The sequence below is a fragment of the Youngiibacter multivorans genome, assembly GCF_017873395.1.
In the GTDB taxonomy this organism is placed as follows: domain Bacteria; phylum Bacillota; class Clostridia; order Clostridiales; family Clostridiaceae; genus Youngiibacter; species Youngiibacter multivorans.
Map to the genome: position 1 here is coordinate 1 of NZ_JAGGKC010000012.1, position 13909 is coordinate 13909.

Genomic DNA, 13909 nt, shown 5'->3' on the forward strand with positions numbered 1-13909 from the left:
TAATCCTTGGAGTATGCTCTCATAAGGTTAATATGGAAATCTAAGATATACCGAGATAATAAGAGATAATTGGTTTAAATTAAGGGAGGAAGAAAATGAAAGACCCAAGGATATCAAAACTGGCATGGAATCTTATAAACTACTCAACAAGGCTAAAGGAAGGCGAAAAAGTCCTTATTGAGTGCAGCGGACTCGAACATGAGCTGGTATCTGCAATAGTGGAGGAAGCTTATAAGGTGAAGGCTCTTCCATTTGTCACAATAAAGGACGCGAGGGTCCAGAGGTCACTGCTGATGGGTGCCACAAAGGACCAGTTGGACCTCATGGCAAAGTATGAATCGGCGAGGATGGAGGATATGGACGCCTATATAGGCATAAGGTCAGGCATGAACATCAGCGAGACCTCTGACGTACCGTCTGAAAAGATGGACCTTTACTCGAAGTACTTCATGCATCCCGTCCATTTCGACATCCGGGTGAACAAGACTAAATGGACAGTACTCAGATACCCTTCTCCGTCAATGGCCCAGGCGGCAGGAAAGTCCACCGAAGCCTTTGAGGATTTCTATTTCGACGTCTGCAACCTCGATTATTCGAAGATGTCAGAAGCAATGGACAGCCTCGTTTCACTGATGGAGAAGACGGACAGGGTAAGGCTCATTGCGCAGGGAACAGACATTTCCTTCAGCATCAAGGGCATTCCTGTGATAAAGTGTTCCGGTGAGATGAACATTCCTGACGGAGAGGTCTATACCGCACCTGTGAAGGATTCAGTGAACGGAGTCATATCCTACAACGCCCCATCCCTTTATCAGGGCTTCACGTATGAGAATATCAGACTGGAATTCAAGGACGGTAAAATTATCTCAGCGGCGTCAAATGATACTGACAGGATAAACAAGGTGTTCGATACCGATGATGGAGCAAGGTACGTCGGAGAGTTCGCAATTGGAGTAAATCCATATATACTCACCCCGATGAAGGATACCCTCTTCGATGAGAAGATTGCAGGCTCGATCCACTTCACCCCCGGCAACAGCTACGAGGATGCAGACAATACCAACAGGTCAGCAGTCCACTGGGATCTTGTACTCATTCAGAGGCCTGAATACGGTGGTGGGGAGATATGGTTTGACGATGTGCTGATTAGGAAGGACGGACTGTTCGTACACGAGGACCTTCTTAAGCTAAATCCAGAGAGCCTGATTTAGCTGAAAGCTTGAAAAAGCAGCAGCCTAAGGAATACGTTCCTGGGAGCACTTCACTAAAGTTTATTAAAGATAAAAAAGAATAAACTGCCTTTATAGAAAGAGGGACCCTCTGCGACAGCCGCAGAAGGTCCCTCTTTACAAATCAGGTAAGAACAATATTTTAAAATAGCGATCCTTTGAACCACAAGAAATATGATATTTGAAGATTGAAAATCCACTTAAGATTAATTTCCTGACCTTTTCCTCTGTTCCGGTCCATCAGACTTCAGGATTTTCCCCGACAGATGATATAGGGCAATCCCTGCCGCTGCAGCTCCAATGGTTCCGTATATGAGGTCCCACATAGTATCGGAGAGGCTCCCATGCTGGGAATCAGCGCCCAAGAAGTCGACACCGAACTCATAGATTTCCCAGAAGGTGCTGAGGCTGACTGAGAAGAAGAATGCATAGAGGACTTTGGCTCTCCTTGCTGCTTTATCTTCCAGCCTCATTCCACCCTTTGCAAGATACACAAGACAGGCGCCGGTGACCAGGTGGACCAGACTGTCGTACCATGGGAGAAGTGCATAAAAGTCGAGAATCACTCCAAACAGCGTCGCCATTATGAACCAACCTGTGAATATCAGCCTTGTCGCAAGTTTTGCCTTTCTCGAGTAGGAAAGGTGGAAAAGCAGGATTGCTGCGGCTGATAGGGCCGCATTTACTGACTTCTCGGTCTTGTCACCGTTAAGGAAAAAATAAAAGGCGCAGCAAATGAATAGAATCGCCACTGCTGTTTCAGGTAATAATGGCTTCCTTCTCATTTTTGCACCTTCCCTCATTTATTTCATTCTGTTCCTAATTCCTTCAGGAATCATCCCAAGAAGCCTCGGGCTGATTTCTCTTATCTCATCCTTCTTCAATCCACCGATAAGGAGAAGGGCTGTGAAATATACTGCCATGCCTATGCCGATGTTTGCAAGGGTAAGGATGCTCGAAATGGCATACCCTGCTCCAAGCATGTTGAACAGCATGTTTGTAAGATATAGTATTCCTCCCATTGCAGCAGACGCTGCAAGAGGTCTAAGAGACTCCCTGAGAAGATTCATCCTAATGCCAAGTCCCTTTGTTATGAGGATGTTGTTAATAGTGAAGGGTATGATGTAGTTCAGGTACATTGAGAGCACCGCACCCATGATGTTGACCTCAGGCATTACCACGAAGTAGGAGTTTGAAATGAGCTTCACAGCTATTCCTGCGGAAAGTGTCAGTATTCCCCAGTAGAATTTGCCGAAGCTCTGGAATATGACGGTCTGGACCATCACAAATCCCAGGAATATTACTACAAAGGCTCCGTACTTCAACAGTACTGCACCTGCCCTTCCGGGATATAGGAGTGCATATACAGGATCTGCCAGTACCATGAGCCCGAATGCCGACGGCATGGCGATCATGAATACTGTCTTTACAGCAAACCTGATCTTCCGCTCCACATCCTCGTCATCATCAAGTGCCCTTGCCCTGGATATTCCGGGAAGAAGCACAGCTGTCAGCGCAACGATTATGGTATTCGGAGTGTATATGAGGGTCTTGAATCTTGACAGCTGGCTAAAGGCGGTCTTGGCTGCAGTGAAATCAAGACCTGCGGTATAAAGGGCGTTGTTCACTATGAACATGTCTATGAAACCGCCAAGGTTCTGGATTCCGGCTGACATGGTTATCGGGAAGCCGTAATTGAAGAGCTTCATCAGAAGCTCCTTGTTGGTGTGCCTGTAGGCCTCGGGGTCCTGCATGGACCTCTTGACCTTGTGAAGCCTTCCCTTGTAGAACTCCCTTACAAGGAGGATCACTGCAATCAGCGCTCCAACGCTGGTTCCAAGCGTACCGCCTGCAACTCCATACTCCACCGAAACCTTCATGAGCGCCCAAGCTGCTGCAAGAGATACAGTGACATTTACAAGCTGCTCTATTATCTTTGAGACTGCATTGCTGGCAATGTAGCTTCTTCCAAGGAAATAGCCCCTGTATGCTGAAAGGATGCCTGTTATAAGCACCGTCGGTGACAATGCCCTTATGGCAGTTACTGCCTGGGGACTCTTGGATGCGGTTGCTATAAGAGGAGCCATTAGGAAAAGCAGGATTGAAGCAAACAGTGAAAGGAGTATGAGTACTGCCCTTGCCAGGCGAAATGCCCTTAGGGCATCCCTGTAGTTGCCTTTGGCAGTCAGCTCGGATATCAGCTTTGCTATTCCTCTCTGGATTCCCTCGTTCGTCAGGACATATATGAACGTGAATGCGTCATATGACACAACGTATATGCCGTGGCCCACGTCCCCGAGTATCCTGACAAGGAGGGGCACATAGACTACGGACATTATCTTTACGAGCATTTCCGCAACCGAAAGGTATGCGAACCCCTTGCCCGTTGACTGCTGCTTCATCGAGAAACCTCCATCATAGGTCGAATTTGAAAACGTCGTTCCTTATCTTCTTGAATATCGGCGGAAGCTTTTCAACAATTACCTTGTTTTCCAGATACGACAGCTTTCCTGTGGCGTTCCTGAAGGTCAGCTTGTAGGCATACAGGTACTGGTATGAAAGCGCGTACTTGTTGTTGAAGTAGTTATTGGTCGTCTTGTCTCCGTACTTTGAGTCGCCGACTATCGGATTGCCAAGGAAAGCCAGGTGTGCCCTCAGCTGATGGCTTCTTCCTGTCAAGAGCTCCAGCTCGACGAACGAGAACAGTCCGCTGGACCGCTCTGAAACAACTCTCATGGCGATCTCCTTGCGGGAAGGCCCGTCAGTCATAGAAACCAGGCTCGTGTTGACATCCTCGCGTTTCTCGATGAATGCCCTATATTCGCCGTCCTTTATCCTTCCCTTGACCAGTGCGACATACTTCTTCTCTATGTCCCTCTCCCTCATCATGGAGCTGAGCTCCTTGAGGGCTTCGAAATTCTTTCCGTACATTACAAGTCCTGAGGTATTCCTGTCCAGTCTGTTGACTGGTGAAGGAGAAAATGTCTTCTCATCCTCAGGGCTGTATTCTCCCTTTTCCTTTAAATAGGAAAGGACGTGGTCAGTAAGGGTAGGCTCATTGCTGCTCATATCCTTATGGACAAGTATCCCTGGCCATTTCTCGACTACAAGGAGATTATCATCCTCATAGGTGACCTTGAACTCTGCATCCACCTGTATGAATTCCTTTTTGGTTTCAGGAGCCTTTGATTCAAGGTACTTTATCTCAAGTACGTCCCCAAGGTTCAGCATGTCCTTTTCCTTGCCCCTTGCGCCGTTTACTCTTATGTCACCTTTCCTCATCGCCTTGTATATCGCGGAAAGCGGCACGTCCTTCAGATATTTCCGAAGAAACTTATCCAGCCTCTGTCCTGCTTCATTGCTTCCTATCTCTATCCTCATGTTTCTCCTTCAGGGATTAAGCTCCCTATTATGGGAGCGTTTGGCTCCCTATTACGGGAGCGTCTTACTCCCGGTTATGGGAGCATCTTACTCCCGCATATCTTCCAGTACATTATATCATATAACAAATCTGCTTCTTTTTCTCTCTTTTCCATGAATTGTCCGTGGTGAATATATATCAAGCTCATGCCTTGCGCGGGTTATGCCCACATAGAATATCCTCCGCTCTTCCTCAAGGTCAGCACCAGTAACAGCCTGGGGCAAGATGCCCTCCACGCAGTTGACGAGGAACACCTTGTCGAACTCAAGTCCCTTGACTCCATGGATTGTCGACAGGAGAAGCTTTGCAGAAGGGTCGCTTTCAGGCTCCTTCATGCTCTCCTCGAGGAAGACGTTAAGCACCTTATGGTTTCCTGCAAGCTCATGCATCTCCTCGAGGTCTCCTAAGAGCTCATCAAGGTCCCTTCCGGTCCTTTCTGAATAATCCTTCAGATAATCCTCATAACCAAGCACCTTGCCGATATACCTCACAAGGTCCCTCGGGGATTTCTTTGCCATGGGCTTCAGGTCGTGAATCAGATCCTTCATCCTGCCTTTAGCGAAATCGCCCTTTTCACCGGACAGAAGCACTGTCTTCACATCCTCACCGGAAGCAATTCTTCTAAGGTCATCCTTAGGTATGTACCTGTACGGCTTGTTTGCAACCCGTGCAAAATGCCTCGGGTCTCCATTTGATGCATAGCGCATGTATTCAAGTATATCTCTGGCAACCATTGTCCTGTAAAAGCTGTAGCCGTCCCTGCATTTGAAGGGTATGCTTTCGCGCCTCAGATGTTCCCTTATCCTTTCGCCTTCCTCGTTGGTCCTGTATAGCACGGCATAGGAACCGTAGATATCCTTCATGACCTCATTGGATATGTCAGAAAGCATGCCTTCCTGAGAAGGCGGGAATACCTTCCTTATCCTCGTCAAGTCTTTCCTGTCAGGAAGGAGCTCCTTGTCGTTCCTTTCCCTGTTGAACCTGATGACTTCACCTGCATAATCCACTATTGTCCTTGAGCTCCTGTAGTTGTACTTCAGGTACAGCTTGCTTCCCTTGAACCTTTCCTCAAAGTCCATCATTGCCGAGGGGTCCGACCCCCTGAAGGCATAAATGCACTGGTCCTCATCTCCTACGCAGAAGATGCTTCCACCTTCAGAAAGCTTTGCAAGTATCTGAAGCTGGACCGGATCAAGGTCTTGGAACTCATCGACCAGAATATGAGTGAATGTCCTCCTGATCCTTGTCGTGAGCTCTTTGTCCTCAAGGAGCGACAGGAACCTCGTCTGAAGGTCATCGAAATCCATCAGTCCTCGTTCCTTCTTGAATCCCTCATACAATTCAATGGCCTTTCTGAATACATCATCCCTTAAGGCCATCGCTTCCTTTTTTGATTCAGCACCCTTGAATACAGCCATCCTGTAGGCTGAAAAATCCCTCATGAGGTTATCGATGTCTTCTCTTGCAAGATTCAGGTTCCTCTGCATGAGAAGCTTCACCTCCTGCTCAGGTTTGCCGTAAACAAGGGAAGTTTCAATTCCAAGGCTTCTCAGCATCCTGTAGGAAAATCCGTGAAGGGTACCGAAAAACGGCTTCCTTTCACCTCCGAACCTGGCCTTCAGCTCCTCTGCGGCAGCTTTGGAAAAGGTCAGAACCAGTATCCTGCCGGGAGCGACACCAGAATCCATGGTCAATCCAAGCCTTTCAAGGAGTACCGTGGTCTTTCCTGAACCTGGAGGGGCAACGACCAGGACCCTGCTTTGGTCAGTTGTGCTTGCAAGCTTCTGATATTCGTCAAGTTCCATGGCTTCACCTCCAAATTTTCCCATAGATTCCTATTTTACTCTATATGAGGAGATTTTCCCATTATTTTTTCCTGAATTATGGATGTTCCGAAGCTTTGAAGCACAAATTGCCCTCCAAGGGCTTAAGTTATTTGTGAAAATTTGGTAATATGATAGGTAGACGAAATAAAATTGAAATAGGTGATTTTATGGAAAGGGTAATTGACGTGAGGAACGGAAGAAACCTTACTATGCTTGCAGATTTTTATGAACTTACTATGGGTAACGGATACATGAAGGAAGGTGTGTCAGATACCATAGCCTACTTCGACATGTTCTTCAGGAGAGTCCCTGACGGAGGCGGCTACTGCATCATGGCGGGAGTCGACCAGCTCATGGAGTATCTTGAGAACCTCACCTTCTCCAAAGATGATATTGATTATCTCAGAAGAAAGGAAATATTCAGCGAGGAGTTCCTTTCTTACCTTGAAAACTTCAAGTTTGAATGCGATGTCTGGGCTGTACCGGAAGGCACTCCCGTATTCCCCAACGAGCCTCTTGTGATAGTCAGGGGACCGATCATACAGGCTCAGTTCGTGGAGACAATGATCCTACTTACCATAAACCACCAGACTCTCATAGCCACCAAGGCCAACAGGATAGTAAGGGCTGCAAAGGGAAGACCGGTTCTTGAGTTCGGCTCAAGACGAGCTCAGGGCTATGATGGAGCAATATACGGGTCAAGGGCTGCGATAGTCGGCGGATGCACATCCTCCTCCAACACACTTGCGGAGATAATGTTCAACGTGCCCTCATCAGGAACAATGGCACACAGCTGGGTTCAGCTGTTCGACACAGAGCTTGAAGCCTTCAGCAAGTGGGCTAATGCTTACCCGTCGAACTGCTCACTTCTCATTGATACATACAATGTACTGAAATCAGGAGTTCCTAACGCGATTAAGGTATTTGACGAAATTGTCGTACCACAGGGCTTCAGGCCTAAGTCCATTAGGATAGATTCTGGAGACATAACCTACCTTACCAAGGAAACCAGGAAGATGCTTGATGAAGCAGGCTACAGCGACGTAAAGATCATAGTGTCCAATTCCCTTGATGAGCATATCATAAGGGATGTCCTGAACCAGGGAGCCGAAATTGACATATTTGGAGTCGGTGAAAGGCTTATAACGGCAAAGTCCGAGCCTGTGTTCGGCGGTGTTTACAAGCTTGTTGCCATCGAAAAGGACGGGAAGGTGGTCCCTAGGATAAAGATCAGCGAAAACCAGGAAAAGATCACAAATCCCCACTTCAAGAAGGTATACAGGATATTCACGAAGAAGAACGACAAGGCCATAGCTGATGTCATCTGCGAACATGACGAGGTCATCGACGAGAATGTACCTCTGACCATATTCGACCCTGTTTATACCTGGAAGCAGAAGGTTGTCACCAACTTCTACGCAAGACCGCTGCATGTGCAGCTGTTCAGCCATGGCAAACCGGTGTATGACAGTCCTACGGTTCTTGAGATCAGGGATTACTCCGCAAAGGAAACCGACAAGCTCTGGGCTGAAGTCCTGAGATTTGAGAATCCGCACAACTACTATGTGGATCTTTCCCAGAAGCTGTGGGATACCAGGCAGGCCCTGCTCATCTCGCACTCAAGGGAGTACATCTAGGTTGCACGGCCGTGGGAAATTCTTCCACGGCTGCTGTTTTTTTGATAAAATGCATGTTGCACTAAATTGATTGGAGTCAAATGATATGGATAAACAAGTTTCTTTTTTGGTCAGGACGGCTATTATAGCCGCGATCTATGCTGTAATAACAATACTCAACCCCTTCAGCTGGTACGGAATCCAGTTCAGGGTCTCTGAAGTGCTTACGCTTCTGGTATTCATCGACAGGAAATACATACCGGGGCTAGTTGCAGGCTGCTTCATTGCAAACCTTCCAAGTCCTCTCGGTATTGCGGACATCTTCTTCGGAACGACCGCTACCTTTATTGCTCTGCTTCTTATGGCAAGGTCAAAGAGCCTGTTCGGAGCTTCCCTCTGGCCAGCTATAGTTAACGGCCTCATCATCGGACTCGAGCTTAAGCTGGTGCTCGGTCTTCCCTTCTTCCTTTCTGCACTGCAGGTGTTCGCAGGCGAATTCCTTGTCGTTTCAGTTGTCGGGTACATTGTCTTCAAGACAATCCTGAAGGACAAGAGTCTTGTGCGTGCGTTGAAATTCAGCTAGCAGAAAGGAGTTTTCATGAAGCTTGTCAGGCGTCTCAATCTCGGGTTGTTCGGTAACAGCAGGAACATAAAGTACTATACGCTTAACGGCATCCTGTTCACCATGGTCACAATATTCGCGAAGAGCTTCGCGGCGAAATTCCTCGACAGGCTTGGAGGGGCACCCATCCATTATTCGCTTCTTAACGCTTTGCCTGGATTTGTTGCCATATTTGTTACTATCCCCGGAATCGTCATGATACAAAGGTCAAAGAATAAACGCAGGATAATGGAAGGCTTCTTCTACCTGAGCAGGTCGTTCCCTCTTCTGCTTGCAGTTGTGCCATTCCTTCCGGAAACTTCACGGCCTCTGGCCTTCGTTCTGATATACGGTCTGATGAATTTTCCAGAATCCATATCTGCGACAGCACTCCAGAGCTTCACAGGTGATGTCTTCTCTCCCAAGGAGAGAGCCGAAGCCATCACCTACAGGAATTCATATTCGCAGATAGCCCAGCTTGTGACATCCATAATCATGGGTGTCGTGCTCTCGGTTACAACTACAAACAGCTCGGCAGTATTTATGTACCAGTTCTTCATAGTTCTGAGCTTCCTGCTTGGTATAAGAGAAGTCCACTATCTGAAGATGCTTAAGACTGTCGAAGTGAAATCAGCTCCTGTTATCCGGCCTATGGATAGTATAAGACGCGTCCTTCAACACAAGGACTACAGGTCATTTTTGATATGTTCTCTCATTTTCCACTTCGGATGGCAGACAGGCTGGCCGCTTTTCAGCATTTATCAGATAAGCTACCTTGGAGCTGATGAAAAGTGGCTTACAATAGTAAACGTGGTCCTGAGCCTTTCAGGTATAGTGAGCTTTCCCATATGGCAGAGGATAGTTAAGAAGACAGGTTACGACCTTGGTATTGTCTTCGCGACCATCTGCATGGCGTCAACTCCTATCCTCTACACATTTACCCGCACCATGTTCGAGAATGCATCAGTACAGCCGATAATTGGCTTCTCAACCGCAGGCATCACCGCTGTGCTGCTGGGACTCATGCTGGAATCTTCTCCTGAGGGTGAAAGCCTGATTTCAGCAGCAATCCACACGACACTGACAAGTGTTACCCTTGCAGTAGCTCCTCTCTTCGGAAATCTTGTGCTGAGCCTGTTCGGGTTAACCGCTTCACTATATGTTTCAGGCACACTTCGTGCTGTTGGCTCTCTGGCATTTCTCATAAGATACCGAATGAAAAACAGGAAGGATGTCTCCATTAATTAATGGATGCATCCTTCCTGTTTTTCTTAATATTTATTATCAGATTTTCAATAGGTCCAGAAGAGCCTCCTCGATCATATTGTTGTATGCCCCTTCTCTGAACTTCACCACAAGGTCCTTCTTGTCCTCCACTGCCGCCCTTCTCATCTCATCCTTGAGCTTCTCAGGGAATTCAAGGAACACCGAGAGAGGTTCTCCGTCCTTGCCGAAGGACATGAGAAGTGGAATCCTCGACTCCCCTGCAGCCTCAACAAGGGCTTCTTCATTTCCCGTCTTGTGCTTTATGGTGAAGGAAATGTTCTGGTTTTCCTCCCTCATCCTTTCCATGAAGGGCAGCACTGCAACGCAATCAGGGCAGTAACCTTCTGAAAAGGCTACAACCTTCCTCATCGACCCAAGGGTCCTTACCTTAACCTTAGCCTCCTCTGAAAGGCTTGTCTTCTCATATCTCTGCCTGAATTCAGGTCCAACCTGCTTCAGGTATTCAGGGAACGTTGCTCCCCCTTCAAATAACCCCATATCCATTTCATGACCTCCGCTTTTTCCTTGATTATAGCACTTTGGATTTCGCCGCACAATAAACCCGGAGCACCTGTCAGTCCAGATACTCCGGGTTATTTCCGGTACGAGCCTGTCAATCCAGGCTTTCCGAATATATGGCAAGGGCTTCAGCCCAAAACCAGCTTTTAAAGCAGCGCTGCCAATACCGCCTTCTGGGCGTGCAGCCTGTTTCCTGCCTCGTGGTACACATATGAGTTCGGTCCGTCGATTACCTCGGCAGTGACCTCTTCCTCCCTGTGTGCAGGAAGGCAATGCATGAACATGTAGTCATCCTTTGCGTAGGAGACAAGCTCCTTGTTAACCTGGTAATCAGCGAATGCTCCGATCCTCGCCTCAGCCTCTTCCTCGAAGCCCATGCTTGTCCATACGTCTGTGTATATGACATCCGCATTTACTGCAGCTTCCTTGGGATCCTGAGTTATGAACACCTTTCCGCCGCTTTCCTTACCCATTTCCTTTATCTTCGCGATGATCTTCTCATCCGGAAGATATCCTATAGGGCATGCCATATATACTTCCATTCCCATGGCAACTCCTGCTGCCGCAAGGCTGTGCGATACGTTATTTCCGTCTCCCACGTAGCAGAGCTTGAGTCCCTTTACGGAGCCCTTCACTTCGATGACTGTAAGCAAGTCAGCCAGCGCCTGGCATGGATGGTAGATATCAGTAAGTCCGTTGATTATAGGAATCGAAGCATGCTTTGCAAGCTCCATAACATCTGCATTCGAGTTTGCCCTTATCATTATGCCGTCGAGGTACTCTGAAAGTGTCGCTGCTGTGTCCTTGACCCCTTCACCCCTCGAAAGCTGCATCTCATTGGGATTGAGGTGAACTACGTGTCCGCCGAGCTGGAGCATTCCAACCTCAAACGAAACCCTTGTCCTTGTAGACTTCTTCTCGAACATCATTCCAAGTGACTTTCCCTTAAGTACCTGAGGACAATCTCCTGCTTTGGTCAAAGCCTTTATCTCTATGGCATAATCCAGGAGGGCCTCTATTTCTTCAACACTATAGTCAAGGAGCGTTATCATGTCCCTGCCCTTCATGTTCTTAATTATCTCTTTGTTCAGTAATCCCATCATTTTCTTTATCCTCCCTGGACTTTTTGACCTTAAGGCGATCCGCCTTAGTCGTCTTTCGTTGCCAGCTTTCTTTCAGCTGATACTATTATTATAGCGTGTATAATTATAAAGTCAACTGCATTATTATGTATTTTTTCTAATTGTAAATTCATCAACATTTCGAGATTTCAATTGACATATTGACCAATAACAACGTTTTCATGGTTTGAATCTCATATTCATCCTTGTATTTATTCGGATTACGTACTCATAATTTATACATTTCCTACGTTGAAGGCATTATCATAATCCATATTTTATACCATTTGCATGCAATTTTTTCCTGATTTTATATGCTCATTTTGACATCTCCTCTTCATTGATTACACGATTTTTATATGATACTATAAAAAAGGACATTGGAGTACAAATCTGCACGATGAGGGATGACATGAAGAGTATCACGGAAATATTCAGGGAAAAGAAGCTGAAACTCACGCCACAGAGGATCGCGGTATATGACCACCTGAGTCACACCACATCGCATCCTACAGCTGAAGCAATCTACAAATCGCTACAGGAGAACTTCCCAATCATGAGCCTTGCGACAGTATATAAATCACTGAATACACTGTTGGAGGTCGAACTGATTTCGGAGATTGACCTTGGAGAGGGCAACTCCAGGTATGATGCGAATGTCTGCGACCATCCGCACATTCAGTGCACTGAATGCGGCAAAGTCGAAGACATAATGGGACTCTCACTTTCCCCGCTCTGCAAGGAGCTTTCCAAGCACTCTGACTATACCCACACAGGAACCCGTGTATATTTTTACGGAGTCTGCAGAGAGTGCGCAAAGGGCAAATCCAAAATCTGAACAAATGATGATAATTAAGGCGCAGCCAATATGGCCGCGCCTCTTTTCGTTTCTATTCAAAATATCGGATAAATATTGGAGCCTACTTGTCATCCAGCTTACCCTTTACCGGTAAGTCCATTTCCATCACCATCTCCGGATCCACAGGATTGCCCTCAACATATCTTGCAATGATGTTTCTGTAGCTTCCGCAGTATACGAACTTCTGAAGCCTCTCATCAATTCCGGGCATTTCTGCAGGATGAAGCTCCCTGTCATCGACCACTATGCAGTCAAAAGTAAAGCCTTTCTCGAAGCTGCCTGTCTTTCCGAAGAACTCTCCTCCGCCCCTGGTGGCAATATAGAATGCCTCCGTCATTGAAACCGGCAATATCGATTCATCTGACTCGGCATGCCTCAGCTTAGAGCATTTGATTGCAGATACGATGCACTGCCTGATGCTTAGTGTATCTCCGCCTGATATATCGCTGCCTATTCCCACCTTTATTCCAAGGTCCAGAAATTTCCTGAGCGGCATTATTCCGCTGGAGAGGTTTGAGTTTGAATCCGGGCAGTGCGCCGCAAAGAAGTTCCCTGACTTCATCATCATTAGTTCCTCTTCGCTGTTGTAAATGCAGTGAGCCATGATTGTAGGAGTCTTACAGAAAAGACCAAAGTTCTCGTATATTCCTGCATAGCTGCTTGAATCAGGGTAAAGCTCCTTGACCCATTCGATTTCTGAAAGGGTCTCATTGAGGTGTGACTGTACAGGTATCCCGTATTTTTCCGCAAGCCTTCCAAGCCCTGAAAGCAATTCATCCGAACATGTAGGTATGAACCTCGGGGTGAGTATAGGTCTGACACGGTCATTCCCTTTTGATCTTCTGATCAGCTCCTCGGTATCAGCGAGGGATTTCCTTGTATCCTCTGTCATCCCCTTCACCGTATTCCTGTCCATGTTTACCTTTCCTGCATATGCCCTGATACCTGAAGACTCCAATATCTCCATCAGACGGATCGTGCTCTCAAGGAATACAGTTCCGAACACCACAGCATTCAGGGTTCCCTCCCTGACCATATCCCGTACAAACTGCCTGTATATCCTGTCAGCATATACTATTTCACTGAATCGTATCTCCTCAGGGAAAGTCCTGGCCTCAAGCCAGCTCAGAAGCTCCATGTCAAGACCCAGACCCAGGTTCGCATACTGCGGTCCGTGAGTATGGAGATCTGTGAATCCGGGCATCACGAGGCATCCCTCGTGGTCGATTATCTCGATTCCTCCATAAGCCTCAGGTATTTCACTGAAAACGCCTACTATATTCTTCCCATCAGAGACTATATAAGAATCAGGATGGATTTCGAGACTCTCCTTTGATGGTGCGTGGACTATATCTCCTCTTATCGCCTTGAATCCCATAAAACCACCTCCTCTCCCTCAATTATATAACAAACATTAGGCCTGCAGATGAAAAGTTAATGCCGCCAGAAGC

General features: G+C 47.0%; 12 protein-coding genes. 5 read left to right on the plus strand and 7 right to left on the minus strand.

Translation table 11 applies throughout. From position 1 onward, the window contains the following. Window positions 1–95 precede the first annotated feature (95 nt). Window positions 96–1211, plus strand: a complete 1116-nt coding sequence (locus tag J2Z34_RS08225) for an aminopeptidase (RefSeq protein WP_209459383.1) — start codon at window positions 96–98, stop codon at window positions 1209–1211. 224 nt (window positions 1212–1435) lie between these two features. Here the strand turns inward: J2Z34_RS08225 and J2Z34_RS08230 are convergent, their stop codons facing one another. The 4 genes from J2Z34_RS08230 to J2Z34_RS08245 form a co-directional block, all read right to left on the minus strand. Then, window positions 1436–2032, minus strand: coding sequence for a DUF2238 domain-containing protein (locus J2Z34_RS08230; RefSeq protein WP_209459384.1), 597 nt, complete (start codon window positions 2030–2032; stop codon window positions 1436–1438). Beyond that, window positions 2033–3631: a putative polysaccharide biosynthesis protein gene (locus J2Z34_RS08235; RefSeq protein ID WP_209459385.1), complete on the minus strand. Its 1599-nt coding sequence runs from the start codon at window positions 3629–3631 to the stop codon at window positions 2033–2035. A 13-nt stretch (window positions 3632–3644) separates the two neighbouring features. Then, window positions 3645–4610 carry an RluA family pseudouridine synthase gene (locus tag J2Z34_RS08240; RefSeq protein WP_209459386.1) on the minus strand — a complete coding sequence of 322 codons (966 nt, stop codon included), beginning with the start codon at window positions 4608–4610 and terminating at the stop codon, window positions 3645–3647. A 117-nt stretch (window positions 4611–4727) separates the two neighbouring features. Continuing rightward, window positions 4728–6455 carry an ATP-dependent helicase gene (locus J2Z34_RS08245; RefSeq protein ID WP_209459387.1) on the minus strand — a complete coding sequence of 576 codons (1728 nt, stop codon included), beginning with the start codon at window positions 6453–6455 and terminating at the stop codon, window positions 4728–4730. Between the two features lie 188 nt (window positions 6456–6643). On the opposite strand from J2Z34_RS08245, the gene J2Z34_RS08250 reads away from it, so the two are divergent. The 3 genes from J2Z34_RS08250 to J2Z34_RS08260 all read left to right on the plus strand — a co-directional run bounded on the left by J2Z34_RS08250 (window position 6644) and on the right by J2Z34_RS08260 (window position 9941). Then, window positions 6644–8113 (plus strand): nicotinate phosphoribosyltransferase, encoded by a 1470-nt coding sequence (locus J2Z34_RS08250; protein WP_209459388.1) that lies wholly within the window; start codon window positions 6644–6646, stop codon window positions 8111–8113. Between the two features lie 85 nt (window positions 8114–8198). Beyond that, a complete protein-coding gene (locus tag J2Z34_RS08255; protein ID WP_209459389.1) occupies window positions 8199–8675 on the plus strand; it encodes a QueT transporter family protein in 477 nt (158 codons plus the stop codon). Window positions 8676–8690: 15 nt separating this feature from the next. Continuing rightward, complete coding sequence (locus J2Z34_RS08260) at window positions 8691–9941, plus strand: MFS transporter (protein ID WP_209459390.1); 1251 nt, start codon at window positions 8691–8693, stop codon at window positions 9939–9941. Window positions 9942–9977: 36 nt separating this feature from the next. Here the strand turns inward: J2Z34_RS08260 and J2Z34_RS08265 are convergent, their stop codons facing one another. Continuing rightward, entirely contained in the window at window positions 9978–10463 is a 486-nt protein-coding gene (locus J2Z34_RS08265; RefSeq protein ID WP_209459391.1) for a thioredoxin family protein, read from the minus strand. Between the two features lie 161 nt (window positions 10464–10624). Beyond that, the gene (gene argF / locus J2Z34_RS08270; protein ID WP_245250574.1) at window positions 10625–11581 is read right to left on the minus strand and encodes an ornithine carbamoyltransferase; all 957 of its coding nucleotides are present in this window, start codon (window positions 11579–11581) and stop codon (window positions 10625–10627) included. A 430-nt stretch (window positions 11582–12011) separates the two neighbouring features. Between argF and perR the strand changes: the two genes are divergently transcribed. Beyond that, entirely contained in the window at window positions 12012–12437 is a 426-nt protein-coding gene (perR, locus tag J2Z34_RS08275; RefSeq protein WP_209459392.1) for a transcriptional regulator PerR, read from the plus strand. Window positions 12438–12519: 82 nt separating this feature from the next. On the opposite strand, the gene J2Z34_RS08280 is transcribed toward perR, so the two are convergent. Next, a complete protein-coding gene (locus J2Z34_RS08280; RefSeq protein WP_209459393.1) occupies window positions 12520–13836 on the minus strand; it encodes an amidohydrolase family protein in 1317 nt (438 codons plus the stop codon). Window positions 13837–13909: the final 73 nt, after the last annotated feature.

Excerpts from the sequence above, each read along its gene's own strand:
- J2Z34_RS08225 (WP_209459383.1), top strand. The coding sequence starts at position 96 with ATGAAAGACCCAAGGATATCAAAACTGGCATGGAATCTTATAAACTAC.
- J2Z34_RS08230 (WP_209459384.1), bottom strand. The coding sequence starts at position 2,032 with ATGAGGGAAGGTGCAAAAATGAGAAGGAAGCCATTATTACCTGAAACA.
- J2Z34_RS08235 (WP_209459385.1), bottom strand. The coding sequence starts at position 3,631 with ATGAAGCAGCAGTCAACGGGCAAGGGGTTCGCATACCTTTCGGTTGCG.
- J2Z34_RS08240 (WP_209459386.1), bottom strand. The coding sequence starts at position 4,610 with ATGAGGATAGAGATAGGAAGCAATGAAGCAGGACAGAGGCTGGATAAG.
- J2Z34_RS08245 (WP_209459387.1), bottom strand. The coding sequence starts at position 6,455 with ATGGAACTTGACGAATATCAGAAGCTTGCAAGCACAACTGACCAAAGC.
- J2Z34_RS08250 (WP_209459388.1), top strand. The coding sequence starts at position 6,644 with ATGGAAAGGGTAATTGACGTGAGGAACGGAAGAAACCTTACTATGCTT.
- J2Z34_RS08255 (WP_209459389.1), top strand. The coding sequence starts at position 8,199 with ATGGATAAACAAGTTTCTTTTTTGGTCAGGACGGCTATTATAGCCGCG.
- J2Z34_RS08260 (WP_209459390.1), top strand. The coding sequence starts at position 8,691 with ATGAAGCTTGTCAGGCGTCTCAATCTCGGGTTGTTCGGTAACAGCAGG.
- J2Z34_RS08265 (WP_209459391.1), bottom strand. The coding sequence starts at position 10,463 with ATGGATATGGGGTTATTTGAAGGGGGAGCAACGTTCCCTGAATACCTG.
- argF (WP_245250574.1), bottom strand. The coding sequence starts at position 11,581 with ATGATGGGATTACTGAACAAAGAGATAATTAAGAACATGAAGGGCAGG.
- perR (WP_209459392.1), top strand. The coding sequence starts at position 12,012 with ATGAAGAGTATCACGGAAATATTCAGGGAAAAGAAGCTGAAACTCACG.
- J2Z34_RS08280 (WP_209459393.1), bottom strand. The coding sequence starts at position 13,836 with ATGGGATTCAAGGCGATAAGAGGAGATATAGTCCACGCACCATCAAAG.